The organism is Acidovorax sp. 107 (assembly GCF_003058055.1).
GTDB lineage: Bacteria > Pseudomonadota > Gammaproteobacteria > Burkholderiales > Burkholderiaceae_C > Acidovorax.
This window is the reverse complement of the sequence record NZ_QBTZ01000001.1, coordinates 2125517-2151916: the sequence shown is the minus strand read 5'-3', so window position 1 is coordinate 2151916 and position 26400 is coordinate 2125517. Positions and strand designations below refer to the sequence as shown.

Sequence of the window (26400 nt, the reverse complement as noted above, 5' to 3'; positions counted from 1 at the left end):
GCGCAATATACACTAGCGCTACCGGCCTAAATCACTCCAATTTCTCTGCGATGGCGCTGGTACCAGTGCTGCCCCCGCCCCGGCGCTGGCCTGCGCCAGCAGCCAGTCCCGAAACGCCGTCATGGCCCCCGTGGCAGGGCGGGACTGCAGCCGCGTCAGCCAGTAGGCGCCCCGGTGCAGCTCTTGTGCGAAGGGCTGTGCCAGACGGCCCTGCTGCAGTTCGCGCGCGAACATCGTCACCGGCAACAGCGCCACGCCCGCGCCCTGCGCCGCTGCTTCGGCCAGGGTGAGGGACGAGTCGAACACCGCGCCACGCACCACGGGGCAGGGCGCCCCCACCGCCTCAAACCAGGCCGTCCATTCGTCGGTGCGGTAGCTGCGCAGCAAAGGCTGGCGCGCCAGGTCGGCAGCCGTGCGCAGGCCGTGGGCCAGGGCGGGTGAGCACATCACCGACATGGGCGCATCCATGATGCGGTCGGCTTGCGTGCCGTGCCAGGCGCCGTCGCCAAAGCGGATGGCGTAGTCCAGCCCTTCGCCCGCCATGTCCACCCGGTTGTTGTGCGTGAGCAGGCGCAGATCCACAAAGGGGCAGGCCTGCTGAAAATCGCGCAGCCGTGGCAGCAACCAACCCACCGCAAACGTCCCCACAGCCCCCACGGTCAGCACCTCGCGCGGGCGGGTGTCGCCCAGCTTCTCCAGGGCGCGCTGCAAGTTGCCGAACGACTCCACCACCACGGGCAGCAGTGCCTGGCCTTCATCCGTCAGTGCCAGCCCGCGCGGCAGGCGCCGGAACAGCGGTTTGCCCAGCCGGTCTTCCAGCTTGCGGATGTGCTGGCTCACGGCGGTCTGGGTTACGTGCAGCTCCTGGGCGGCGCGCGTGAGGTTCAGGTGGCGGGCCGAGGCCTCGAAGGCACGCAGGGCGTTGAGCGGCAAGTGCATGGCGCCAAAAGGTCAAAGTTTTTCTTGGGGCTTTTGGCAATTATTGTCGATGGTGCTGGGGGCTGAACCCCAGTATCGTTCGGGCCTTGTTCCTCAACACGCTTTCCATCGATATGCAAAGAAGACAGTTTTCCTTGGGTTTGATGGCCGCCACGGCCCTGCCTTTGTGGGGTTGCGCTGCCGTCTGCAACCCGGACCGCCGCGACCAGACCACCCGCGTCTGGAAAGACACCCTCGCCGGCATCGAACGCGCCGCCCAGGGCCGCCTGGGTGTGGCCATGCTCGATACCGGGTCGGGCCTGGCGCTGGGCTGGCGGCAAGACGAGCGGTTTGCCATGGCCAGCACCTTCAAGCTGGTGCTCGCCGGCTGGATGCTGGCTTTGGTGGACCAGGGCAAAGAGCGGCTGGATGCACGTGTGCACTACGCAGCGGCCGACGTGGTGGCGTACTCGCCCGTCAGCGGCCCGCGCGCGGGCGATGGTGGTGGCCTGACGGTGGGAGAGCTGTGCGCTGCCACCGTGAGCCTGAGCGACAACACCGCCGCCAATGTGCTGCTGGCCCGCCACGGCGGCCCGGCCGGGTTCACCGCATTCGTGCGTTCCCTGGGTGATGAGGTCACGCGGCTGGACCGCACGGAGCCCACACTGAATGAGGCTGCCGTGGGCGACCCGCGTGACACCACCACGCCGCTGGCCATGCGGCAGACCATGCAGAAACTGGTGCTGGGCAACGCGCTCAGCCCCACGTCCCGGGCCTGGCTGCAGCGCTGGCTGGTGGAGACCAGCACGGGCGACAAACGGCTGCGCGCCGGTGTGCCGGGCTGGAAGGTGGGCGACAAGACAGGCACGGCGGGCGACAGCGGCACGGCCAACGACATCGGCGTGTTGTGGCCGCAGGGCGGCGGCGCCCCGGTGCTGGTGACCTGTTACCTCACGCGCTCCATGGCGTCGCCCGAGCAGCGGGATGCGGCGATTGCCCAGGTGGCGCGCGCCGTGGCGGCCGCACACGAGACTTTCACCCGTGCTTAGAGCTTCTTGACCAGCACTTGGCTCTTGCGATCCCAGTTGTACTTGCGCTTGCGGGCGTCGGGCAGCCAGTCAGGGTCTACCGGCGAGAAGCCGCGCTTGATGAACCAGTGCATGGTGCGGGTGGTCAGCACAAAGATGCTGTCCAGCCCCAGCAGGCGTGCACGCTGCTCGATGCGTTTGAGCAGCTTTTCGCCGTCGCCCGTGCCCTGGCTTTGTGGCGATACGGTCACGGCGGCCATCTCCGCCGTCTTGGCCTCGGGGTAGGGGTAGAGCGCGGCGCAGCCGAAGATCACGCCGTCGTGCTCGATGATGGTGTAGGTGGAGATGTCGCGTTCGATCTCGGTGCGGTCGCGCTTGACCAACGTACCGTCCTTCTCGAAGGGCTCGATCAGCTGCAGGATGCCGCCCACGTCGTCGATGGTGGCCTCGCGCAGCTCTTCCAGCTTTTCGTCGATGACCATGGTGCCGATGCCGTCGTGCACATACACCTCCAGCAGCAGCGAGCCATCCACCGCAAACGGCAGGATGTGGCTGCGCTCCACGCCGGCCTTGCAGGCCTTCACGCAGTGCTGCAGATAAAAGCCAGTGTCGGTGGGCTGCTGGGCGGGTGGCAACTGGGCCAGCAGGGCCTGCGCAGCGGCCAGCGGCAGCTCGGTGTCGATGGGGTTGTCGTCACTCTCGGGCTCGGTGGGCGACATGCGGATGCCCTGCACCTCGGTCAAAAAGATCAGCTTGTCAGCCCGCAACTCGATGGCCACGCTGGTCGCCACTTCTTCCATGCTCAGGTTGAAGGCCTCGCCCGTGGGCGAGAAGCCAAACGGAGACAGCAGCACCAGCGCCCCCATGTCCAGCGTGCGCTGAATGCCGGCCACATCCACCTTGCGCACCAGGCCCGAGTGCTGAAAATCCACCCCATCCACAATGCCCACGGGCCGCGCCGTGAGAAAGTTGCCCGAGATCACTCGCACGGTGGCGCCTGCCATGGGTGTGTTGGGTAGGCCTTGGCTGAAGGCCGCCTCGATCTCGTAGCGCAGCTGGCCCGCAGCCTCTTGCGCGCAATCGAGGGCCACCGAGTCGGTGATGCGGATGCCGTGCGAATACTTGGCCGCATGCCCCTTGGCCGCGAGCTGCTCGTTCACCTGCGGGCGAAAACCGTGCACCAGCACGATCTTGACGCCCATGGCCTGGATCAGCGCCAGGTCTTGCGCAATGCTGTGCAGTTTGCCTGCCGCGATGGCCTCACCCGTGAGCCCGATCACAAACGTCTGGTTGCGAAATTTGTGGATGTAGGGCGCCACCGAGCGGAACCAGGGGACAAAGGTGAAGTTGAAGACGGCGGACATGGACGGAGGTGGCGTGGGGCGGTGGCGGAAATGTGCGAGGTGCGAATGATAAGTGTCCTTAGAACCTGCTCCTTCATCCGGGCGCCGAGTGGATGCCAGGCCTTACCAGCGCAGCGATGCGGTGGCACCAGTGCTCGGCTTCTTCCCTGCGGTCAAAGCCGCCCAGTTGCAGGGGGCGCTCCCCCTGTACCGCCAGGCGCAGCACATAGTAGGGACCGTCTTCCGATTCGCGTCGCTGGATGTCGGGCGGCGCGATCTGGTCGAATGCAATGGAGGTGCTGCGCGCACCCAGCGGCCAGCGGGACGTGCGCACCATGCATCGCCGGGCGGCGTCGAACTGCAGCGTGAGCACCCGTCCCATTGCAATGGCCATGAACAGCAACCCCATCGCGCTGGCCGCCAGCACGCAGGCGGCGGCCAGGAGGAGGTGAGGCCACGGAGTGGCGGTGCTGGCATGTTGCACAAAGGGGACCGGAATCAAGAACATCGCCGCGCTGAGCAGGCCCACAAACAGGCGCATGGGCACGGAAATGTGCTCCGCGTAACGCACCCCGTTGGATGATTCTGAAAAACCGTGGGCCATGGCGGTTCCTGGTGGCAGACCTGCGTGCATACGCGGCAATGCAATGGTGTGGCAGGAGCATGCCACGGAGATGCCGGGTCGTGTGGTGGGTGACTGGCCCCGTGGCTAAGTCAGCCTTTGCGGCCCGGCTTTGGTCGGGGCTGCGCTTTGGGTGGTACGTAGCGGCTGCTTGAGACAGGGCAGGCAATAAGGGCTCCACGGCGTTCATTGGCCACCCCTCAGTCGCTCTCGGCAAAGCGTGCGTTAAGTGTTGCCTTGCGCAGGGCGACGTTGTCCGCACGGCGTTGGGCCCCACGGTCTCGGATGTGCTTGCCTGCCGCGCTGGACAGGCTGCGTTGGGCCAGTGCAATGGCCACCGGGTTTCGGGGCGGGCCCGAGGCTTCGAGCGTCAGCACCAGGGGCTGCTTCATGCGGCGCAGCTTCTTGATTTCACCCTGGGCAAAGGCCCGAGACAATTTCTTGGCACTCATGTGTGCGTTCCACCAAACAAAAAACCCCGGCGAAATAGCCAGGGCTTGGGGAGCGCTGCACAGGGTGCAAGAGGGCGCCGGTCTGCCTTGGCTGGATGCGTGAAGACACAGTCCAGCCGGGGCGGTGGAAGTGATCAGGCGGGAGCGGACGAGCGGGCAGACATAGCAGTGACCTCCAGGTGGTTTTCAGCGGCGGGTGACAGACCCAAACCTGGCTGAACAACGAAGGCGCGATTGTGGCGACGCGCGCAGCGCGTGGCAAGCGAGCGCTGGGGGCATAAGCCCGTCTGTCGCGCCAAACGCACAGCGCGGCCCGATAATTGCGCCCCATGTCTTCTCCCGATCAGCAGCGGCCGCCAGAGCCTTCCCATCCGCCTTCTCCCCGCGCGTTCACCATCGAGTTCCCAGAATCCCTGCCCGTATCGGGCAAGCGCGAAGAGATCATGGAGGCCATCACCAAGCACCAGGTGATCATCGTGTGCGGTGAAACTGGGTCGGGCAAGACCACCCAGCTGCCCAAGATTGCACTGGCGCTGGGCCGGGGCAAGTGCAATGCCAAGCCAGGCCAGAAGGGCCAGCTCATCGGCCATACCCAGCCTCGCCGCATTGCGGCCAGCAGCGTGGCCAAGCGCATTGCCGAAGAGCTGAACACGCCGCTGGGTGATGTGGTGGGCTTCAAGGTGCGGTTTCAGGACCGCTTGAGCCGCGATGCCTCCGTCAAGCTGATGACCGACGGCATCTTGCTGGCCGAGACGCAGACCGATCCGCTGCTCAAGGCCTACGACACCATCATCATCGACGAGGCGCACGAGCGCAGCCTCAACATCGACTTCCTGCTGGGCTACATCCGCCAGATCCTGCCGCGCCGGCCGGACCTGAAGGTCATCGTCACGTCGGCCACGATTGATGCCGACCGGTTTGCCAAACACTTTGAAAGCGCCAAGGGCCCGGCCCCGGTCATCATGGTGTCGGGCCGCACCTTTCCGGTGGAGCAACGCTACCGCCCGTTTGAAGAAAGCCGCGACTACGGCCTGAACGAGGCCATTGCCGATGGCGTGGACGAGCTGTGGCAGGGCAACGCGGCGGGCGACATCCTGGTCTTCTTGCCCGGGGAGCGTGAGATCCGCGAGGCGGCAGACCATTTGCGCAAGCACCTTTCGCACCAGCCCGTGATGCGCAACGCCGAGGTGCTGCCGCTGTTCGCGCGCCTGTCGCAAGCCGAGCAGGATCGCATCTTTGACGGCCACACGGGCCGCCGCATTGTGCTGGCCACCAACGTGGCGGAAACCTCGCTCACCGTGCCGGGCATCCGATACGTCATTGATGCAGGCACAGCGCGCGTCAAGCGCTATTCATTTCGTAGCAAGGTCGAGCAACTGCTGGTCGAGCCCATCAGTCAGGCCGCCGCCAACCAGCGCGCGGGCCGCTGCGGCCGGGTGGCCAACGGTATCTGCATCCGCCTGTACGACGAGGCAGATTTCAACAGCCGTCCGCGCTTTACTGACCCCGAAATTTTGCGCAGCTCGCTGGCCGGCGTCATCCTGCGCATGAAGTCGCTGCACTTGGGCGACGTGGTGCAGTTCCCGTTCATCGAGGCGCCCTCGGGCCGTGCCATTGCCGACGGCTATCAGTTGCTGGCCGAATTGGGTGCCGTGGACGATGCCAACGAGCTGACCCCCATGGGTGTGGAGCTGTCGCGCTTGCCGCTGGACCCGCGCGTGGGCCGCATGATCATCGAGGCACGCGATCGCAAGGCGCTGGATGAAGTGCTGGTGATTGCCAGCGCCTTGAGCGTGCAGGACGTGCGCGACCGCCCCATGGAGGCGCAGCAGCAGGCCGACCAGGCCCACGCCAAGTTTGACGACGACAAGAGCGAGTTCAGCGGGTATCTGAAGCTGTGGAAGTGGATCAACGAGGCCCGGGGCGGGGCGCCCAGCCTGCCGTCGGCCCGCGCGCAGAAGGCCATGGCGGCGCAGAAGGCTCCATCGCAAGCCTACTTGCCGGTGGCGCAGCGCAGCGGCGGTGGTCGTCCTGCCCCAGTACCTGCCGCACCCGCTGCGGCCCCAGCCGCTACGCACAAGCTCAGCAACCGCCAATATGAGCAACTGCTGCGCCAGAACTTCATCAGCATCCGCCGCCTGCGTGAGTGGCGCGACATCCACACCCAGTTGCTCACCGTGGTGACCGAGCACAAGTGGCAGATCAACACCCAACCGGCGAGCTACGAGCAGCTGCACCTGTCGATGCTGGCCGGCCTGCTGGGCAACGTAGGCGCCAAGGGCGACGAAGAAGACTGGTACCTGGGCGCGCGGGGCATCAAGTTCTACAAGCACCCGGGCGCGCACCTCAACAAGAAGCCCGGTCGCTGGATCATTGCATCGGAGCTGGTGGAAACCACGCGCCTGTTTGGGCGCGGCATTGCCGCCATCGAGCCGCAGTGGCTGGAGCAGATGGGCGGGCATCTTTTGCGCAAGCAACTGCTCGACCCGCACTGGGAAAAAAAATCCGCCGAGGTGGTCGCGCTGGAGCGCGCCACGCTCTACGGCATCGTGGTTTACAACAACCGCCGCGTGAACTTTGGCAAGGTGGACCCGCACGCCGCGCGTGAGGTGTTCATCCGTGAGGCGCTGGTGGGCGGCAACTGGGAGACCAAGCTGCCCTTCCTGGCCGCCAACCAGAAGCTGATCGCCAAGGTAGAGGAGCTGGAACACAAGTCCCGCCGCCAGGACGTGCTGGTGGACGATGAGCTGATCTACGCCTTCTACGACCAGCAACTGCCGCCCGGGGTGTGCAGCGGCCACAGCTTTGAAGCGTGGTACCGAGACGAGTCCAAGAAGCAGCCCGACCTGCTCAAGCTCACCCGCGAAGAGCTGATGCGCCACGAGGCTGCAGGCATCACCACCAACGCGTTTCCTAAGACCGTGCGCCTGGGTGGCGTGGACTGCGCCGCCAGCTACCTGCACGAGCCCGGCGATGCGCGCGACGGCATCACCGTGACCATCCCGCTGTTCGTGCTCAACCAGGTGAGCGACGAGCGCTGCGAATGGCTGGTGCCCGGCATGCTCAAGGACAAGATCCAGGCGCTGCTCAAGAGCCTGCCGCAGCGCCCGCGTAGCCGCTTTGTGCCGCTGCCCGAATCGGCCACGCGCCTGGCTGAACTGCTGGGCGCGCCCGAGCGCTTTGGCACGGGCAGCCTGACGGATGTGCTGCTCAAGCAAGTGCGCGATGAGACCTCGCTCGACGTGAAGCGTGCGGACTTCAAGCTCGACATGCTCAGCCCACACCTGTTCATGAACTTCCGGGTGGTGGACGAGCATGGCCGCCAGCTGGGCCATGGCCGCAACCTAGGCGCGCTCAAAGCGGAGTGGGGTGCCAAGGCGCGCGGGGCCTTCCAGGCGCTGGCGGGGCTCAAATTGGGCGGAACAGCGGCTGATGCAACGGATTTAAAGCAAAAAGCACCGCATGCGTTAGAGAAACATGCCCAAGGTGCTATTAAATCAGGAGTAAATGGCCCCAATGCCTCAGCCAAGCCGGCCAGCGCCGCGCATTCTGCACCCGCCGCCCCTTCCGTTCCCGCTGGCCAGCGCTACACCACCTGGACCTTTGGTGAGCTGCCTGAACTCATGGAGATCAAGAAGGCGGGCCAGACGCTGATCGGCTTTCCGGCCTTGATCGACGGTGGCGACGCTGTGACCATCGAGGTCTTCGACGAACCCGAGGTGGCTGCCGCCAAGCACCGCGCCGGACTGCGTCGCCTGTTTGCGCTGCAGATCAAGGACGCCCTCAAGTATCTCGAAAAGAACATCCCCGACCTGCAGAAGATGGCCGTGGCCTACATGCAAGTCGGGCGGTCGCCTGACGGGGCCGGTGGTGGCACGCAGGAAGAACTGCGCAACCAGATCATCGACGTGGCGCTCGACCGCGCCTTTTTGCTCGACCCGCTGCCTACCAACGATTTCGACTTCAAGCGCCGCGTGGAAGAGGGCCGGGGACGCCTGACGCTGATTGCCAACGAGGTGGCGCGTCTCGCGGGCACCATCCTCATCGAATACGCCGCTGCCGCCCGCAAGATCAAGGACACCAAGAGCGCCCCCGAGGCGACAGCGGACGCACTGCAGCAGCTACAGCGTCTCGTGCCCAAGAACTTCATCGCCATCGCCCCCTGGGCGCAACTGGCCCACTACGCGCGCTACCTCAAGGCCATTACCCTGCGCCTGGACAAGGTCCGTGCCGACCCAGCCCGCGACGCCGCCAAGCTGGCTGAACTGCGCCCGCAAGAGCAGCGCTACTGGCGCCTGGTTGCCGAGCGCAAGGGCGCCGTGGATGCCCGCATGCAAGAGCTGCGCTGGCTACTGGAGGAGCTGCGCGTGAGCTTCTTCGCGCAGGAGCTGCGCACGCCCCAGCCGGTGAGTGTGAAGCGACTGGACAAGCTGTGGGCACAGATTCAGAGTTGACGTGAGGGACGCCAAGGCCGCGACTGTTGCCGGTCGTGCCCCCTTCGTCGCAGGTTGAAAACTGGCCATCCTGCGCCCAGCGCATGCATGCAAGGTCATGCGCCCCTGTGGCCGCTTTGCGGCAGCCTTGTTCGGGACGGGGGCTGAACCAGAAGTTCAGGCCAGCCACAACGGCCACCTTCTTTCTGGCGTGTCCGGTTCCATCCATACTGTGCTCCATGGACTCGGCAGGGGCTTGGAATGAACCGACTGAAGACTGGCATCGTTGTGGGCGCGTTGGCGATATGGACGGCTTCTGTGGCAGCACAGGCCTCCTATCCGAACAAGCCCATCCGACTGATCGTGCCGATCGTGGCTGGCGGTCCGAGCGATGCGGTGGCACGGGCTCTGGCCAAGGGGTTGAGCGCCGGGCTCGGGCAGCAGGTGTTGGTGGAGAACCGCCCGGGTGGCAACACCGGGATCGGTGCGGGTGCCGTGCTGAGCGCGGCTCCTGACGGCTACACGCTGCTCTTTGCCCTGGCCTCCAACGCAGGCCTGCCGCACTTGAGCAAGGCGGCGCCCTACAAATCCCTGATGGAGTTTTCGCCGATTTCGACCCTTGGTGGCAATACGCAATGCCTGGTCGTGCCCAGCAGCGTGCCTGCCAAGACGCTGGCCGAGTTCGCCTCGCATGCCAAAAGCAGCGCCCAACCTTTGATGCGAGGCTCCAACAATGTGTCTGAGGATATGGTGGCCGGGCAGATCACCGGCGCGCTGGGTTTCACGCTGGAGCGCGTACCTTACAAGGGCGCACCGCAGATGTTCCCGGACTTGCTGGAAGGCCGCCTGCAGGCTGCGGTGTTGCCGCTGGGGGCCAGCCTTCCCCATGTCCGCTCTGGACGGCTGACGATGCTTGGCTGCAGCATGGCTGAACGCGTCGCCTCGCTGCCGGCGGTACCCACCTTGGCGGAATCCGGCGTCTCGGCAAGCCCGTTGATCACGGCGCACTTCGTGCTGGGGCCGCCAAAGCTACCGTCCGAAATCATCGAACGCCTGTCCGCTGCGGTGCGCCAGGCTGCATTGGCGGGTGACTTCAAGCAGGAGATGGAGCAGTTGATGATCTTTGGACCGGTGCGCTCGCCGGCCGAAACCCGCGAACTGATGTTGCAAGCCGAGGCCCAATACGCTCAGTACGTCCGCGAGACCGGTGCCAGCATCGATTGAGTCGCGGTGTTCAGCGGTGGGTCAGCCAGCTCGATGCCCGCCGACTGCTGCCATGGTGCCATCCCGGTCTGCTGTCCACACTGGACTGCCCTTGGGCGGTGGAGCGCTGCGCCAGTTCGGTACAACGGGTGACCACAAAATCTGCAAAAACGCGCAAGCGCAAGGCCCTGCGCAGTTCGGGGCGGAAATAGAGCGCCAGCGGCGGTGGGTCCATCACTTCCCAGTCCAGCAGCGCCGGCACCAGCAGGCCTCGGGTCGGGTCAACGTGCTCTGAAACATGCGCAATCCGCATCACCCCACCGCCACCCAAGGCCAATTCAAGCAGGTGATCGCGATGGTTTGAATGCAGCCAACCGCGGACGACCACTTGTTCAATGACCTGACCCTGCGTGCCCGCTTGACCATATCGCCAGAGATCGAGCAGTTTGCCGTAAGGGTTGCGGTAGCAGAGGCAGTTGTGCTCGGACAGGTCACTCGGTTGGCGGGGGATGCCGTAGCGTTTCCAGTAAGCGGGCGTGGCTGCTGTGACCTGGGGCATCACCGGCAACTCGCGCCGGACCCAATCGCCGGCCTCGAACCAACCGTGCAGCGCCAGAAGATCGCATTCCCGTGCGGCCGGCTCTTCCAGGTGGACAACGGTGCGCAGGTCCAGCGTGAGGTCTGGATGGCTGACATGAAAGGCCGGCAGCGCTGGCACGATGAAGTGCTGCAGGAAGAACGGTGTGCCGCCCACCACCAGCGTGCCTTGCGGGCGCTGCCTGGCCTGGCCCAGCCCTTCATCGGCCGCCTGCAATTGCGCCAGCAACGGCGCACAAGCTTCGGCGTACTGCACACCATCGGCAGTGAGCGCGAGCCCGCGGCTGCCCCGCTGGAACAGCTTGGTGCCGAGCTGCACTTCCAGCGCTCCCACCAGCTTGGCCACGGCCTGCAAACTCACATCCTGCTGGCGCGCCGCAGCCGACAGACTACCGGTCTGCGCAGCGGCCAGAAAATATTGAATGGCTTTGAGCTTGTCCATTCCGAAGAAGTGTCCGTGACCGTGCAGACCTTGGCAACTGGCGGGCAGTCCGCCGCCGGGGGGGCAACTGATGGAGCGGATAGTCCTGGGGTCACTTTGGTGACGCGTGCCCGGGGCATCCCCATTGCCCGACCAAGGCGCGGCATCTAGGCTTGCGGGCACAAGGAGATTTGCCCCCCATGCGTCCTCACCACAAGTTCTGGCCCCGCCGCCTTCCCCATGCCATCACGCTGCCTGCTACTTCGCTGTGGGACAACCTGGCCACCAACGCACGCCGCTACCCTGACAAGGCGGCACTGGTCTTTTTTGGGACGACGACGAGCTATCAGCAGCTGATGGAAGGCGCAGAGCGCCTGGCAGCAAAGCTGGCGCAACTGGGTGTGCAGCGTGGCGACCGCGTGGTGCTGTGCATGCAAAACTGCCCGCAGCTCGTGATGGCGCACTTTGCCATCCTGCGGGCCAATGCGGTGGTGGTGCCGGTCAACCCCATGAACCGGGCCGAGGAGCTGAAGCACTACATCACCGATCCCGACACCAAGGTGGCAATCACCACGGGCGATCTGGCACCAGAGATGGCCAAGGCCAGCAACGCACTGGCCGCTGGCGAGCGGCTGGCGCATCTGGTGGTCACGCAGTTTTCGGATGCGTTTGACGTGGCCGTGACCGGTATGGATGCACCGCCCGAGGCGTGGATGGACTGGCTGGGCACGCGCCACCCTTTGCCTGCGCTGGAAGGCGGGCAGGCCCACGCCTGGGTGGATGCCTTGGCTTGTACCGATGCCCCCCCCACCTTGTCGGTGGGCCCGGCCGACATGGCGCTCCTGCCCTACACCAGCGGCACCACAGGCCTGCCCAAGGGCTGCATGCACCTGCACAAAAGCATCATGCACAACGCGGTGGCCGCCAGCTTGTGGGGCAATGGTTCTGCCGACAACGTGACGCTGGCGGTGGTGCCCATGTTCCACATCACCGGCATGGTGAGCGTGATGCACACGTCGATTTACTGCGGCGCCACTCTTGTCATCATGCCGCGCTGGGACCGTGACCTCGCCGGGCGCCTGATATCGCGCTACCAGGTCACCACCTGGACCAATATTCCTACCATGGTCATCGATCTGCTGGGCAGCCCGAACTTTGCCAGCTACGACCTGTCCAGCCTGGCCTACATCGGTGGTGGTGGTGCGGCCATGCCACAGGCGGTGGCGCAGCGCTTGCTGGAGCAATACGGCCTGCGTTATGCCGAGGGCTATGGCCTGACCGAGACGGCTGCGCCTTCGCACGCCAACCCGCCGGACCACCCCAAACAGCAGTGCCTGGGCATTCCGTTCATGAGCACCGATGCCCGCGTGATCGACCCCGACACGCTGCAGGAGCTGCCCGTGGGCGAGCAGGGCGAGATCATCATCCATGGCCCGGAGGTGTTCGAGGGCTACTGGAAACGGCCCGACGCCACGGCCTCGGCCTTCATCGAGTTCGAGGGCAAGCGCTTCTTCCGTTCGGGGGATCTGGGCCGCATGGACGAGGACGGCTACTTTTTCCTGACCGACCGGCTCAAGCGCATGATCAACGCGAGTGGCTTCAAGGTGTGGCCGGCCGAGGTCGAAGCCCTGATGTTCCGCCACCCGGCGATCCAAGAGGCCTGCATCATTGCCGCCAAGGACAGCTACCGGGGCGAGACGGTGAAGGCCGTTGTGGTGCTGCGCGCCACCCACAAGGACACGACCGAGCAGCAGATCATCGACTGGTGTCGCGAGAACATGGCGGTATACAAAGTGCCGCGCATCGTGCAGTTTGTGAACGCACTGCCCAAGAGCGGCAGCGGCAAGGTGATGTGGCGCGCACTGCAGGAACAGGAAGCGCAGTGACCGGCCGCCCCCCACCGGTCTGACAAGCAAGAAGCGCCGTTTTTGTGGCGGCTCTTTCAGCGGCGGCGGTGATCAGTGCGCCGCGCCAGCCAAGGTCAATTCGCCCAGGTCCCGTTCGAGCAGGGCGGGGTCGCCCAGCTGCAGTTCGATCAGGCGGCGCAGGTGGGTGACGCTGTCCAGGTCAATGCCCTTGCACAGCAGCCCGGCGTGCAGGCCCTGCACATGCGCCACCTCGGTGGACATGGCAATGTGGTTGCCGGTGTCGGCCAAGGGAACGGTCAGCTGGCACAACATGCCTTGCTCCAGCGCAGCCTGCGCGGGCACCATGATCAACGCGCCCTTGAGTGACAAATCCTGCACATGCACGCTGAACGCATCGGTGGAGGTGGTCAGCAGGGCCGGTGCATCAAAACCGACGCGGACGAAGTGGCGGCGTTCGTGGGGCATCGCTGTCTCCTGGGCGAAGCGGGGGTAAACATATGCTAACCCAACGCAAGCGCGGCAGTTAATCTTTGGAGGTTTTTGCAAGCATTCGTTAACATGGGTTTTCCATCACCTGTGGGGGCCGATGTGAAACCTGGCGCGAACCGGCTGGCGCGGCAATACGCCGCTTGGCTGCGAGGCATTGTGTGGGCTGCAGTCCTGGCGGCCAGCGCCAGCGTGGCAGCGGCCCCGCGTGAGCTGCGTGTGGGCGTGTACTCCAACGAGCCCAAGGTGTTTGTGGAGGCCGATGGCAAGGCTGCGGGCATCTTTGTGGATCTGCTGCGGCTGGTGGCTGCGCGCGAGCAGTGGACCATCAAATACGTACCCTGCAGCTGGCAGGACTGCCTGGACGCGCTACGCCAGGGCCAGCTCGACCTGATGCCTGACGTGGCCCGGTCGCCAGAGCGCGAGATCCTGTACGACTTTCACCGCCTGCCGGTGCTGAACAGCTGGTCGCAAATCTATCGCACGTCGGGTGCACCCATCTACTCGCTGTTTGACCTGCAAGGCAAGCGGGTGGCGGTGCTCAAGGGCTCCGTGCAGCGGTCCACGTTCCTGAACATGGTGGACAGCTTTGGCATCCAGGTCACCTTGGTGGACGCGTCCAGCCTCATGGATGCGTTTGCCATGGTGCAGCGGGGCGAGGCTGATGCGGTCATCTCCAACCACCTGTTCGGCAATTTCCATTCGGCGCGCTATGGCGTGGTGGACACGGGCATCGTGTTCCAGCCTGCTGCGCTGTTCTTTGCCACCGGCCCTGGGCGCAATGCAGACGTGCTGGCCGCCATTGACCGATCGGTCGAGGATTGGCGCAGTGGTGCGGACCCGTCCTATGCCCAGGTCATGCGTCACTGGGGCAGGCAGGACCCGGAAGTGCGGGTTTCGCCCTGGTTGTGGTGGGGGCTGGCAGGCCTGGTGGCTTTCGGTTTATTGGCCGCGCTGACGGCCGCGATCTTTCGCCGCCAGGTGCAAGAGCGTACGCGCCACCTGCAGGACAGCGAGCAAAAATTGGCCGCCATTTTGGACAGCGTCGGGGCCTTTATCTATATCAAGGGCCAGGACTACCGCTACCAGTACGCCAATCACCAGACGCTGCAGTATTTCGGCAGGCCTGTGCATGAGGTGCTGGGCCATGATGACGCGGATTTTTTTGATGCGGCCACGGCCCGGCAGCTGCGCGCCAATGACCGGCGCGTGCTGGAGGAAGGCGAAACCCTGGAGGCGGAGGAGGTGAATACACCCTCCTCAAGCGGTGAGGCACGCGCGTTCCTGTCCATCAAGATTCCGCTGCGCCACGCGGACGGCAGTATCTATGCACTGTGCGGTATCTCAACCGACATCACCGAGCGCCGCAAGGCCGAAGAGTCGCTGCAGATCGCCGCCACGGTGTTTGAGTCGTTCGAGGGCATGATCGTCACCGGGCCGGACCAGCGCATCCTCAAGGCCAACCAGGCCTATGCGCGGCTGACCGGCTACACGGTGGACGAACTGGTGGGGCAGACGCCGCGCCTGCTGCACTCGGGTCGCCAGGACGCGTCCTTTTACGCTGCCCTGAAGAACATCTTGCACGCCACTGGCATGTGGCAGGGGGAGGTATGGAACCGGCGCAAGGATGGCACCGAATACCCGGCCTGGATCACCATCACCACCGTGCGCTCGCCGCGCGGCGAGATTACGCACTATGTGGGCACGCAGACCGATATCTCCGGCCGCAAGGCGGCCGAAGAAGAGATCAGGCTGCTGGCCTTCTACGACCCGCTCACGGGCCTGCCCAATCGCCGGCTGATGAATGACCGCCTGCAGCACAGCCTGGCCGCCTGCGCGCGGTCGGGCGCGGGAGGCGCGCTGTTGTTTGTGGATCTGGACAACTTCAAGGACCTCAACGACACCCAGGGCCATGAATTGGGCGACCAGCTGTTGCGCCAGGTCGCCGCGCGCCTGGGTGGCTGTGTGCGCATGGGCGACACCGTGGCGCGCCTGGGAGGCGACGAGTTTGTGGTGCTGCTGGAGGGGCTCAGCCCCCAGGCGCACGAAGCCGCCGGCCAGGCCGAAACGGTGGGGCGCACCGTGCTGCAGGCGCTCAGCCAGAACTACCAGCTCGACGGCCATACGCACCACAGCTCCTGCAGCATCGGCATCGCGCTGTATGCCGATGCGCGCGGCTCGGTGGACGAGCTGCTCAAGCATGGCGACATGGCCATGTACCAGGCCAAGGGGGCAGGGCGCAACACCTTGCGGTTCTTCGATCCACGCACCCAGGCCAACGTGACGGCGCGCACACTGCTGGAAGCGGGCTTGCGCGAGGGGCTCCGCGAGGGGCAGTTCCTGCTGCATTACCAGGCGCAAATCCACCAGCAGCGAGGCATTGTGGGTGCCGAGGCGCTGGTGCGCTGGCAACACCCGCAGCGCGGGCTGGTGTCACCGGCCGAGTTCATCCCGGTGGCCGAGGCCTCGGGCCTTATCGTGCCGCTGGGGGTATGGATTTTGCGCACCGCCTGCCAGCAATTGGTGGAGTGGGCCCGCGACCCGCAGACTGCCCACTGGACCCTGGCCGTGAACGTGAGTGCAAGGCAGTTCCGCCACAGCCATTTTGTGGATGAAGTGCTGGGCGTGCTGGAAGAGACCGGCGCCAACCCGCACCGGCTGAAGCTGGAATTGACGGAGACCCTGTTGCTGGACGACGTGGAGGACACCATACAGCGCATGGACACCCTGCGCGCGGCGGGGCTGGGCTTCTCGCTGGACGACTTTGGCACGGGCTATTCCAGTCTGAGCTACCTCAAGCGGCTGCCGCTGGATCAGCTCAAGATCGACCAGAGCTTTGTGCGCGACCTGCTCACCGATGCCAACGACGCCAGCATTGCCCGCACCATCGTGACTTTGGCCCGGAGCCTGGACCTGGGGGTGATTGCCGAGGGGGTTGAGACCCTGGAGCAGCGCGACATGCTGGCCGGGCTGGGTTGCCACACCTGGCAGGGCTACCTGTTTGGGCGCCCGGGGCCCGCCGATGGGCTGCGGCAGGCGGGGGCCAGCGCGGCGACTTTGTGACGCCTTCGGGCGTATGGAGGGCCGCGACCGGGGCGCCCTCGGCTTTGCGCTACCTCATCCGTTGCCAACAACTGTCGCCATTGGCTGACATTTTGTAGCGTGTGAACGGTGTAAGGTACGGCAGGTCTTGTGACCGAGACAGAGCCACCTTCCCCATGTACGCACTGTCTGCGTGCACGGTGTGGCAGTCAGCAGGAGCTTTCCATGAAAAACACCATTCTTCCCACGATCCGTCTTCTTGTTACTGGCGCAACGGCAGCTTTGCTGCTCGGCCTGGCGGGCGGCGCGCATGCGCAGGCCTACGTCAACGCCACCGTGGGGGGCGAACTGGCACCCGGTGTGTATGGCCGCATCAACATCGGCAACGCGCCACCCCCTCCGCTGATTTACGCGGAGCCGGTCATCATCCAGCGGCCTGCCGTGGTGGTGCCACGTGCACCCATCTATCTGTATGTGCCGCCGGGCCATGCCAAGAACTGGGGCAAACATTGCGCCCGTTACAACGCTTGCAGCCAGCCCGTGTACTTTGTGCAAGAGCCGCCACCGCGCCGCGGCAACCCCTACCAGGGCCCTCGGGGTCGCGACGACCAGCGATGGGATGACGACCGTGGGCGCGGCGGCAAACACGACCGCGACCATGACCGGGGACATGGGCGGGGCGAGGGCCGTGGCAAGGGCCACGGCAACCGGGACTGAGCAGGGTGCTCAGTGCGGGGCCTGGGCCGGGTAGTGAAGCAGGCCCTGCCCCGTAGCAGATTGTGCGGTGGCAGGGGCCCGTGCGGTGCCTGCGGTTAAGCTTGGGGCCTTATGGCCCAAGTCTCGTTTTTTCCCCCTTTCACTGCCCCGTCTCACGTCGCGAGCCAGTTGCGCAGCAGCGGTTTTGCCGTGCTCAGCCCTGCGGCCGTTGCCGAATGGGTGGGCTGTGATCTGTCTGCGCTCATGGCCCTCAATGGCGACTGGGCGGCCTTGCCCCCCGACGAGTTCCTGAAAGACGGTGGTCGCTACCGCCGCCGCCGCCATGCCTGCTTTGTGCTGCAGGACGGCCAGATGCAGCAGGTGCCGCACCGGGCCCACTGGCAACCGGTGGAGTACAACGCGCTGCACGGTGGCATGGAGCGCTGGTTTGCGCCGATGGAGCCGGCCACCGTGGCACAACCTGTGTGGCGGCAACTGCTGGCTGCGCTGGCGGGCGTATCGGACGCCGTGTTTGCCAGCCCGCAGGCCTCCGCGCCCTGGTTTGTGGAGGCGCACCAGTTTCGCATCGACACCACGGACGGCATTGGCCGCCCCACGCCCGAGGGCGCCCACCGCGACGGCGTCGATCTGGTGGCGGTGTTTTTGGTGGGGCGCGAGGGCGTCAAGGGCGGCGAGACGCGGGTGTTTGAAGCAACCGGCCCCGGCGGGCAGCGCTTTACGCTGACGGAGCCGTGGTCCCTGCTGCTGCTGGACGACGCACGCATGATTCACGAGTCCACCCCCATCCAGCCACTGGGCGACGCTGGTTACCGCGACACCTTGGTGGTGACCTGCCGCCGAGGCAACTTCCAGGGGGCGGACGTGGTGGGGCAGGTGCCGCCTGTGGCGTGAACGAACCTGTCGGAGTGCATCCGATTTGATGCGAATCAAGATGCGCGGTAAGGTGGGCGTTCACACTGCACGTTGTGGGGCCACAAGCCCGCCACACCATTCAACCCAAGGAGATGCACCATGTTCAAGCACATTCTGGTTCCTGTCGATGGTTCCAAGACCTCGATGCTGGCCGTGTCCAAGGCCGCCGGCCTGGCCAAGACCTTTGGCAGCACCGTCACCGCGGTGTACGTGATCGATCCCTATCCCTTCACTGGCGTGGGTGCGGACTTTGCCTACGGCCAGGCGCAGTACATCAGTGCAGCCACGGCTGAGGCCAACGCAGCGTTGGAAGCCACCAAGAAAGCCATGGCCGATGCGGGCGTGCAGGTCACCACCGTGGTGGGTGAGGGCCACGCGGTGCACGATGGCATTTTGCGTGCGCTGGAGAGCACGGGCGCCGACCTCATCGTGATGGGCTCGCATGGCCGTCGTGGCCTCGAAAAGCTGGTGCTGGGCAGCGTCACGCAGCGTGTGCTGGGGGTGGTGCACATCCCTGTGCTGGTCGTGCGGGACTGATTGTTTTTGCACTATGCAAAACGGCTCCTTTCGGAGCCGTTTTTTATTGCAGAGAGCGCTTCAGGCGGTCACTCGATCTTTGCGCCAGAGGCTTCCACAATGCCCTTCCACTTGGCGTAGTCAGCCTTGAGCAGGGTGTTGAACTGAGCGGCCGACATGGCCTCTGGCTCGGCGCCCTGGGCGTGGATGGCGGCCTTCATTTCAGGGGTGGCCAGCAGTTTGTTGATTTCTGCGTTGACGACGTTCACCACGGTGGCTGGTGTACCGGCGGGCGCAAACACGCCGTACCAGGTGCTCACATCAAAGTCCTTGAAGCCCGACTCGGACACGGTGGGTACCTCGGGCATGGACGAACTGCGCTTGGCCGAGGTCACGGCCAGCGGGCGCAGCTTGCCCGACTTGATCTGCGCCATGGCGGATGGCACCGACGACATGAGCAAATCCACGTTGCCCGACAGCGCATCCATCAACGCAGGGTTGGAGCCCTTGTACGGGATGTGGCTGAGCTTGATGCCCGCAGCCTTCTCGAACAGGTCGCCCGCCAGGTGGATGGAGGTGCCGTTGCCGGGCGACCCGTAGGTGATGGTGCCGGGCGCAGCCTTGGCGGCAGCCACCACGTCGGCCAGCGTCTTGAACTTGGAGTTGGCACTGGTCGCAATGACCACGGGCGTGTAGGCCACATGGGCCACAGCGGTCAGGTCCTTGGTGGGGTCCCAGGTCAGGTTCTTGTACAGCCAGGGGCCGATGACGAGGTTGTCCTTCTGGCCCATGACCAGGTCATAGCCCGTGGGCGCCGCCTTGACTGCCTCGCCAATGCCGATGGTGCCGCCGGCGCCGGCACGGTTGTCGGCCACCACGGTCCACTTGGCGCTTTCGGTGAGCTTGGTGGCCACCAGGCGCGACAGGATGTCGGTGCCGCCGCCGGGCGGAAAGGGCACGATCAGGCGGATGGGCTTGGCAGGGTAGGCCGCAGCAGGCGCAGGCGCCTGAGCGTGGGCCGTGGTGCCCAGCGCGAAGGCGAGGGCGGTGAAGGAAAGCAGGGTGCGCATCATGGTGAGGGGTGTCTCCGTCGGTTCAGTGGTGTGCGGGCGGCCTTTGAGCCGCTGGGTGCGGCTGCGGTGGCCCGGCTGATCTGGGGCAGCGGGCGCCAATGATCGCTGATCGACCGTGGCGCTCGCATTGCCAATAGCGGGTGGCAGCATCGCGGGTGGCGATGGCAGTGTGCGCACCCGCGTGCAGGTCAGTGCGGGTCAGAGGCGTTCAAAAATCGCTGCAATGCCCTGGCCTCCGCCAATGCACATGGTCACAAGCGCATAGCGGCCCTGGATGCGTTGCAACTCGTGGATGGCCTTCACGGTGATCAGTGCGCCGGTGGCGCCAATGGGGTGGCCCAGCGAGATGCCCGAGCCGTTGGGGTTGACCTTGGCGGGGTCCAGGCCCAGGTCTTTGGTCACGGCGCAGGCTTGGGCGGCGAAGGCCTCGTTGGCTTCGATCACATCCAGGTCGTTGACGGTGAGGCCGGCCTTCTTCAGCGCCAGCTGCGTGGCGGGCACGGGGCCAATGCCCATGTACTTGGGGTCCACGCCCGCGTGGGCGTAGGCCACCAGCCGGGCCAGCGGCTTGGCACCGCGTGCCTTGGCGGCACCGGCTTCCATCAGCACCACGGCGGCGGCAGCGTCGTTGATGCCCGACGCGTTGCCAGCGGTCACCGTGCCGTTCTCTTTGATGAACACGGGCTTGAGCTTGGCCAAGTCGTCCATCGTGGCGCCGGGGCGGAAGTGCTCGTCGGTGGCGTACTGCACGTCGCCCTTCTTGCTCTTCAGGGTGACGGGCACGATCTGGTCCTTGAACAGCCCGTTTTGCGTGGCGCGCTCGGCCCGGTTGTGGCTTTCGACCGCCAGCTTGTCCTGGTCTTCGCGGCTGATGCCCCACTTGGCGGCGATGTTCTCGGCCGTCACACCCATGTGGATGTTGTGGAAGGGGTCGTGCAGCGCGCCGATCATCATGTCCACCATCTTGGTGTCGCCCATGCGGGCGCCCCAGCGCATGTTCAGGCTGGCGAAGGGCACGCGGCTCATGTTCTCGGCACCGGCGCCAATGGCCACGTCGGTGTCGCCCAGCAGGATGGACTGGCTGGCGCTGACGATGGCCTGCAGGCCCGAGCCGCACAGGCGGTTGACGTTGAATGCAGGCGTGCCCTCGGCGCAGCCGCCATTGATGGCCGCCACGCGCGACAGGTACATGTCCTTGGGCTCGGTGTTGACCACGTGGCCGAACACCACGTGGCCCACGTCCTTGCCCTCCACGTTGGCGCGGGCGAGGGATTCGCGCACGACGAGTGCACCCAGTTCGGTGGGGGGCACGTCCTTGAGGCTGCCACCAAAGGTGCCAATGGCGGTGCGCACTGCGCTGACGACGACGACTTCACGGGTCATGGGGAGGTCCTTTCAGAGAAATTCAGGTCAAAATGGCTGCAAGCGCCAGTGAATCATGCGGTTGCAGCTATCAAAATAGGAGTAACCGGGCTCACGCCTCGCGCACGTCGGCCACCGGGTTGGTGCCGAAGTCTGCGCGCTCCAGCCAGGCGAGCACGCGGGTGGCGGCCTCGGCAGGCGATGTGAGCTGGCCACCCGTCTTGAGGTTGGCGAAATTCTGGCGGTCCGGGAAGGCGGCCGGGTCGGCGCCGCGCAGCTGGACCTGCATGTCGGTGTCGATCACACCGGGAGCCAGCGAGCATACCTTGGCCCCATGGGGCTTGATGGCCTCGTCCAGCGCCACGCAGCGCGTGAAATGGTCCATGCCCGCCTTGGCGGCGCAGTAGGCGGCCTGCGAGGCCATGGCCCGGCGGCCCAGGCCCGACGAGATGTTGAGCACCTTGCGCGGCACCGTCCAGGTGTCCGTCGCGCCCAGGAAGGCGGCGGTGAGCTGCATGGGCGCCTCCAGCCCGACGCGCAGGGCGGTGGCCAGGTCGTCCACGTCGCTGGCTGACAGCGGAGCGATGCGCGGGATCATGCCTGCGTTGTTGATGAGGGTGGCGCTGGCAAACGCCTGAGGGCCCTGGGCCTGCAGCCAGGCTTGCAGCTTGTGGGCCGCCTGCTCGCCCTGCGACAGGTCTTGCTGCCACTGTTCGATGGTGACGCCCGCGGCCCGGGCCTCGGCGGCCAGGTCGTTGTTGGCACTGCGCGCAATGCAGATCAAGGTGTTGCCGCTGCGCAAAAGCTGCTGGGCCATGGCCAGGCCCATGCCGCGCGATGCGCCGGTGAGGATGTAGAGGTGGTTTTGAGGCATCCCGCCATGTTACTGCGCAGTACACAGGGCCGGTTGACTTCACTGGCCTCTGCGTGACTCCAGTGCGGCCAGCAGCAATGTCAAGCGTGCGTCCAGCGCCGCCAGGTCGGGCGCCTTGAGGGCCGAAAGGATGCGGTGTTCGTTGGCCACGTGGGCCTCCACGGCGCGGTCGATCAGCTCCAGCCCCTGGGGCGTGAGCTGCACCAGCGAGCTGCGGGCGTCGGCCGGGTTGGGCAGGCGCTCGATCCAGCCCTGGGCTTCGAGCTTGGCCATGCGGTGCGTCATGGTGCCGGAGGTGACCATGAGCGTGGAGAACAGCGTGGTCGGTGCCAGGCAGTAGGGCGCGCCACTGCGGCGCAGCGTGGCCAGCATGTCGAACTCCCAGCGGCTCAGGCCGAAGTCGGCAAAGGTTTCATCCAGCCGCCGCTCCAGCAGCACGGCGCAGCGCTTGATGCGCCCGATGGGGCCCATGGGGCTGGCGTCCAGGTCGGGGCGCTCGCGCTTCCACTGGGCCAGGATGGCATCGACGGCGTCGGGTTCGCGTGGGGTGGCCATGGGCTTGTGGTGGCTGAATTGTCTTGAGTTCGAGATTGTATGGTAGAGTTTTTGTCTTGAATTGAAGATAAATAAATGACCTCTGCACGATCCACAGCAAGCTCTTCGGTCTGGCTTGATGCGCTTACCACGGCGCTCGGGCCCGTCATTTGGGGCTCGACCTACATCGTCACCACCGAGCTGCTGCCGCCTGACCGGCCCTTTACCGCCGCGCTGCTGCGTACCTTGCCCGCAGGTTTGCTGCTGGTGCTGTGGTGCCGCCGCTGGCCGGCCTGGGGCGACTGGGTGGGGTGGCGGCGCCTGTTGGTGCTGGCGGCGCTGAACATTGGCGTGTTCCAGGCGCTGCTGTTTGTGGCGGCCTACCGGTTGCCCGGTGGCGTGGCTGCGGTGGTGGGCGCTGTGGGGCCGCTGGTAGTGATGGGCCTGACCTGGGCGCTGGACCACCGGCGCCCGCCCGCACTGGCGCTGGCTGCTGGGGGTTTTGGGGTGCTGGGCATGGCGGCGCTGCTGTTGTCGCCCGGTGCGCGCTGGGACATGGTGGGCGTGGCGGCTGCGCTGGTGGGCACGCTGTGCATGGCGGCGGGCACGTTCTGGTCGCGGCGCTGGCGGTCGGACCTGCCGGTGCTCGCTTTCACAGGTTGGCAGTTGCTGGCGGGCGGGCTCATGCTGGCGCCGGTGGCGTGGGCGGTGGACCCGCCTTTGCCTGCACTCACCCTCCCCAATATCGCGGGTTATCTGTACCTTAGCCTGGCGGGCGCGCTGGTGGCCTATGCGCTGTGGTTCCGTGGCATTGCACGGCTGCCTTCGGTGGCGGTGTCGTCACTGGGGCTGCTGAGCCCCGTCACGGCGGTGCTGCTGGGCTGGGCCCTGCTGGGGCAGGCCATGACGGGGATATCGCTGGTGGGCATGCTGGTGGTGCTGGCGAGCATCCTGGCCGTGCAGTGGGCCATGTCGCGCGCCGCACCACCGGGCGGGCGCTGACCATCAAACATCATGTGCTATCGAATAAATAGCGATTGGCGCATGTTCCACTAGCGCTAGCGCGCAATTTCGCTAAAAATCGGCTGCCCACTCCAGCGCTACCTGCTCCCCCGTGCTGGGGTGCGTAAAGGCCAGGTGGCTGGCATGCAGCAGCAGGCGCGGGGCTTGTGCCTGCGTGGCGGCATCGGCATACAGCGCGTCGCCCAGGATGGCGTGGCCGATGGCGGCCAGGTGCACGCGCAGCTGGTGGGTGCGGCCGGTCAGGGGCTCCAGTTCAAGGCGGGTGGTCTGTGCCGCCGCGTCGTGCGCCAGTGCGCGCCAGCGGGTCAGGCTGGGTTTGCCCACGCCGTGGTCGATGACGCGCAGCGGGCGGCGCTCCCAGTCGGCGGCAATGGGCAGGTCGATCTCGCTCCAGTCGCCGCCCGCTGTGCCCAGCAGCCCTTGCACCACCGCCTGGTAGCGCTTGTGCACCAGGCGCTCGGCAAACGCGTGGCCCAGGCGGCGCTGCGCGTCGATGTGGCGTGCCATGAGCACCAGGCCCGAGGTCGCCTGGTCCAGCCGGTGCACGATGAGCGCGCCGGGCCAGCGCAGCTGTGCGCGGGCGCTCAGGCAATCCTGCTTGTCGGGCCCCCGGCCGGGCACACACAGCAGGCCTGAGGGCTTGCACAGCACCAGCAGGTCGTCGTCTTCGTACAACGCCTGTACGCCATCTGCCAAGGGCTCAGGCAGGGTCATGGCCCACGATCAGCCGTTGCACGGTGGCGCAGAGTTCTTCCACGTCGTTGGGTTTGTGGATCAGGGCCTGGGCGCCTTCGGCCAGCGCGGCCTGCTCGATCTCGGCCGTGACGTAGCCCGAGGCCAGGGCCACGGGCAGATCGGGGCGGATGAGGCGGGCCTCGCGCACCAGGTCCACACCGCAGAAGCCGGGCATGTTGTAGTCGGTGACCAGCAGGTCATAGGCTTGTGGGGCGGTCCGCAGCGCCACCGTGGCCTCGTGCGGGTCCGTATAGCCGCTGACCTCATAGCCCCGGCGGCGCAGCAGGCGCTGGACCAAAAAGACCAGGGCCTGGTCGTCGTCCACGTACATCACATGGTGCTTCTTGCCGGGCGCCGCGCCGACCGATTCGGCTGGCGCTGATGCAGAGGCCATGGCCGTTGGCGGTGATGCCTGCTGCACGGGGCTGGCCTGCACAACGGCAGCAGCACCGGACGTGGTATCGGTTGCTACCGGAAAGTACAGCGTGAACCGGCTACCTTGGCCGGGCGCGCTTTGCACGTCCACCCCGCCTTCGTGTGTACGCATCACGCCGTGCACCACCGCCAGGCCCAGGCCGGTGCCCTGGCCCACGGGCTTGGTGGTGAAGAAAGGCTCAAAGATGCGCTCCAGGGTGGCGGCGTCCATGCCGGGGCCGGTGTCGCGCACCGTCAGGGCCACATAGTCGATGGGCGCGAGGCCCAGGCGCTCGGTCAGGCGCTGGTCGGGTCGCACCGTGGCGGCCTCCACATGGATGCTGCCGCGCTCGGTACCAATGGCATGGACGGCGTTGGTGCACAGGTTGAGCAGGGCCTGCTCGACCTGCGTGGCATCGGCCAGCACAGGCGGCAGGCCCGCTTGCAGCTGCATGTGCAGTTCGATGGCGGGGGGCAGGGTCACGCGCAGCAGGCGCTCGGTGTCGTGCACCACCTCGGCCAGCGACACGGCCGAACGCTGCGGAGGTTCGTTGCGGCTGAAGGTGAGGATCTGGCGCACCAGGTCGCGCGCGCGGCGGCCGGCCTTGTCGATCTCCAGAAGACTTTCCAGCACGGGCGAGCCTGCGGCGCAGTCGGCCTTGGCCAGCTCCACATTGCCCAGGATGGCGCCCAGGATGTTGTTGAAGTCGTGCGCAATGCCCCCGGCCATGGTGCCCACGGCCTGCATCTTGTGCGACTCGCGCAGCTGGGCTTCCAGCTCGTTGCGGTGCGCCTCGGCCTTCTTGCGACCGGTCAGGTCGCGGGCAAACACGGTGGTGGTTTCCCCGTCGGCATGGCGCTCGAACGACACGCTCACCTCCACCGCCAGCTCCTTGCCGCTGGCGGTCAGGGCCGTCATCTCGCCCAGCAGGGCCTGGGTGGTGAGCTGGGCAAACGCCAGGGCTTGGGCGGCATCGGGCAAAAAACGGTCGAGCGTGCTGCCCAGCGCATCGCTGGCGCTGCACTGGAACAGCGCGGCGGCGGTGGGGTTGAACACGGTGATGCGCTGGTGCTGGTCCACGCAGATGATGGCGTCCAGCGCGGAGTTGATGACGGCCTCCAGCCGCTTTTCGCTGGCGCGGATCTGCTCGTTGCGTTGCTGCAGGGTCTCGGCGCTGTGCTGCAGCGCCTGGCGCTCGGCCAGCAGCGGGCCCTGGTCGATCACGGCGCACAAAAACTGCGACAGCGGCGGGCCGCTGGTTTGCGGTGCATCGATGTGGGCAATGTGCAGGTCGCCGGTGATGCGCGTGGCCTCGCTGATGGTGAACACCACCTCCTTGACCTCGCTGTGCCCCAGGTCCTGCGCCTGGGCAAAGGCCTCGCGCACGCGGGCAGCGTCTTGCGGGCACACAAAAGGCATCAGCGCGGTCAGTGGCCGGTCGCGCTCCGTGGGCTGAAAGGAGCGGTGCGCCATGGAGTTGGCCTGCACCACCATGTCGTGGTCGTCCACCACCATGAGGGCCAGCGGCACGCTGGCAAACAGGGTTTCGAAGCGCTCGTAGGCGCTCTCGGCCACGGCCTGGCTGTAGCGCAGCACCTTGTTCTGGCTTTCCAGCTCGGCCTGGTAGGCACGCAACTCGGCCACCAGGCCCTCTGCCGAGGCGCCGGGGGCGCGGGGATGGGGGGCGGGTGGGCGCGGCGTGGGCTCTGCGGCTGCGCTTTGGCGGCCTGCAGGGTCCAGAAAAGACAGGTCGGGTTCACTCATGAAGGGGCGCGGTCAGCCGGGAGTTGACCCGGGCATTCACGGGCCACGAGTGTACGCCCACG

The 26400-nt window shown here is 66.1% G+C and carries 21 protein-coding genes; 9 read left to right on the top strand and 12 right to left on the bottom strand.

What is annotated here, in order from left to right:
- Positions 1–18: 18 nt before the first annotated feature.
- On the bottom strand, positions 19–939 hold the full coding sequence (locus C8C99_RS10100; RefSeq protein ID WP_056640483.1) for a LysR family transcriptional regulator: 921 nt from the start codon (positions 937–939) through the stop codon (positions 19–21).
- 113 nt (positions 940–1052) lie between these two features.
- Between C8C99_RS10100 and bla the strand changes: the two genes are divergently transcribed.
- Positions 1053–1967, top strand: a complete 915-nt coding sequence (bla, locus tag C8C99_RS10095) for a class A beta-lactamase (protein WP_056640646.1) — start codon at positions 1053–1055, stop codon at positions 1965–1967.
- Here the strand turns inward: bla and argA are convergent.
- From argA to C8C99_RS10080, 3 genes are all read right to left on the bottom strand, one after another.
- Positions 1964–3310: an amino-acid N-acetyltransferase gene (argA, locus tag C8C99_RS10090; protein ID WP_056640487.1), complete on the bottom strand. Its 1347-nt coding sequence runs from the start codon at positions 3308–3310 to the stop codon at positions 1964–1966. The genes bla and argA overlap by 4 nt on opposite strands.
- A 73-nt stretch (positions 3311–3383) precedes the next feature.
- Entirely contained in the window at positions 3384–3893 is a 510-nt protein-coding gene (locus C8C99_RS10085) for a hypothetical protein (RefSeq protein WP_056640490.1), read from the bottom strand.
- 218 nt (positions 3894–4111) lie between these two features.
- Entirely contained in the window at positions 4112–4363 is a 252-nt protein-coding gene (locus C8C99_RS10080) for a hypothetical protein (RefSeq protein WP_056640493.1), read from the bottom strand.
- 329 nt (positions 4364–4692) lie between these two features.
- Between C8C99_RS10080 and hrpA the strand changes: the two genes are divergently transcribed.
- Positions 4693–8817, top strand: coding sequence for an ATP-dependent RNA helicase HrpA (gene hrpA / locus C8C99_RS10075; protein ID WP_056640495.1), 4125 nt, complete (start codon positions 4693–4695; stop codon positions 8815–8817).
- A gap of 240 nt (positions 8818–9057) precedes the next feature.
- On the top strand, positions 9058–10020 hold the full coding sequence (locus C8C99_RS10070; protein WP_056640497.1) for a tripartite tricarboxylate transporter substrate binding protein: 963 nt from the start codon (positions 9058–9060) through the stop codon (positions 10018–10020).
- Between the two features lie 10 nt (positions 10021–10030).
- Here C8C99_RS10070 and C8C99_RS10065 read toward each other — a convergent pair whose 3' ends face one another.
- Complete coding sequence (locus tag C8C99_RS10065; RefSeq protein WP_056640500.1) at positions 10031–11038, bottom strand: LysR family transcriptional regulator; 1008 nt, start codon at positions 11036–11038, stop codon at positions 10031–10033.
- A 179-nt stretch (positions 11039–11217) separates the two neighbouring features.
- Between C8C99_RS10065 and C8C99_RS10060 the strand changes: the two genes are divergently transcribed.
- On the top strand, positions 11218–12903 hold the full coding sequence (locus C8C99_RS10060) for a long-chain fatty acid--CoA ligase (protein WP_199226379.1): 1686 nt from the start codon (positions 11218–11220) through the stop codon (positions 12901–12903).
- Between the two features lie 72 nt (positions 12904–12975).
- Here C8C99_RS10060 and C8C99_RS10055 read toward each other — a convergent pair whose 3' ends face one another.
- Positions 12976–13350, bottom strand: coding sequence for a PilZ domain-containing protein (locus C8C99_RS10055; RefSeq protein WP_056640507.1), 375 nt, complete (start codon positions 13348–13350; stop codon positions 12976–12978).
- Between the two features lie 93 nt (positions 13351–13443).
- Between C8C99_RS10055 and C8C99_RS24360 the strand changes: the two genes are divergently transcribed.
- From C8C99_RS24360 to C8C99_RS10035, 4 genes are all read left to right on the top strand, one after another.
- Complete coding sequence (locus C8C99_RS24360) at positions 13444–16434, top strand: EAL domain-containing protein (protein ID WP_108625658.1); 2991 nt, start codon at positions 13444–13446, stop codon at positions 16432–16434.
- Between the two features lie 204 nt (positions 16435–16638).
- Positions 16639–17130 (top strand): hypothetical protein, encoded by a 492-nt coding sequence (locus tag C8C99_RS10045; RefSeq protein WP_108625657.1) that lies wholly within the window; start codon positions 16639–16641, stop codon positions 17128–17130.
- 111 nt (positions 17131–17241) lie between these two features.
- Complete coding sequence (locus tag C8C99_RS10040; protein WP_108625656.1) at positions 17242–18021, top strand: 2OG-Fe dioxygenase family protein; 780 nt, start codon at positions 17242–17244, stop codon at positions 18019–18021.
- A 120-nt stretch (positions 18022–18141) separates the two neighbouring features.
- Positions 18142–18579 (top strand): universal stress protein, encoded by a 438-nt coding sequence (locus C8C99_RS10035; protein ID WP_056640516.1) that lies wholly within the window; start codon positions 18142–18144, stop codon positions 18577–18579.
- A gap of 68 nt (positions 18580–18647) precedes the next feature.
- Here the strand turns inward: C8C99_RS10035 and C8C99_RS10030 are convergent, their stop codons facing one another.
- From C8C99_RS10030 to C8C99_RS10015, 4 genes are all read right to left on the bottom strand, one after another.
- Positions 18648–19631, bottom strand: coding sequence for a tripartite tricarboxylate transporter substrate binding protein (locus C8C99_RS10030; protein WP_108625655.1), 984 nt, complete (start codon positions 19629–19631; stop codon positions 18648–18650).
- A 198-nt stretch (positions 19632–19829) separates the two neighbouring features.
- On the bottom strand, positions 19830–21014 hold the full coding sequence (bktB, locus tag C8C99_RS10025) for a beta-ketothiolase BktB (protein ID WP_108625654.1): 1185 nt from the start codon (positions 21012–21014) through the stop codon (positions 19830–19832).
- A gap of 91 nt (positions 21015–21105) precedes the next feature.
- Positions 21106–21867: an SDR family NAD(P)-dependent oxidoreductase gene (locus tag C8C99_RS10020; protein WP_108625653.1), complete on the bottom strand. Its 762-nt coding sequence runs from the start codon at positions 21865–21867 to the stop codon at positions 21106–21108.
- Positions 21868–21906: 39 nt separating this feature from the next.
- Positions 21907–22422, bottom strand: coding sequence for a MarR family winged helix-turn-helix transcriptional regulator (locus C8C99_RS10015; RefSeq protein WP_056640528.1), 516 nt, complete (start codon positions 22420–22422; stop codon positions 21907–21909).
- A 75-nt stretch (positions 22423–22497) separates the two neighbouring features.
- On the opposite strand from C8C99_RS10015, the gene C8C99_RS10010 reads away from it, so the two are divergent.
- Entirely contained in the window at positions 22498–23403 is a 906-nt protein-coding gene (locus C8C99_RS10010; protein WP_108625652.1) for an EamA family transporter, read from the top strand.
- A 72-nt stretch (positions 23404–23475) separates the two neighbouring features.
- Here the strand turns inward: C8C99_RS10010 and C8C99_RS10005 are convergent, their stop codons facing one another.
- Both C8C99_RS10005 and C8C99_RS10000 read right to left on the bottom strand, forming a co-directional pair.
- Complete coding sequence (locus tag C8C99_RS10005; RefSeq protein ID WP_108625651.1) at positions 23476–24138, bottom strand: RluA family pseudouridine synthase; 663 nt, start codon at positions 24136–24138, stop codon at positions 23476–23478.
- Entirely contained in the window at positions 24125–26338 is a 2214-nt protein-coding gene (locus C8C99_RS10000; RefSeq protein ID WP_108625650.1) for an ATP-binding protein, read from the bottom strand. The genes C8C99_RS10005 and C8C99_RS10000 overlap by 14 nt, the downstream gene beginning before the upstream one ends.
- Between the last annotated feature and the right edge of the window lie 62 nt (positions 26339–26400).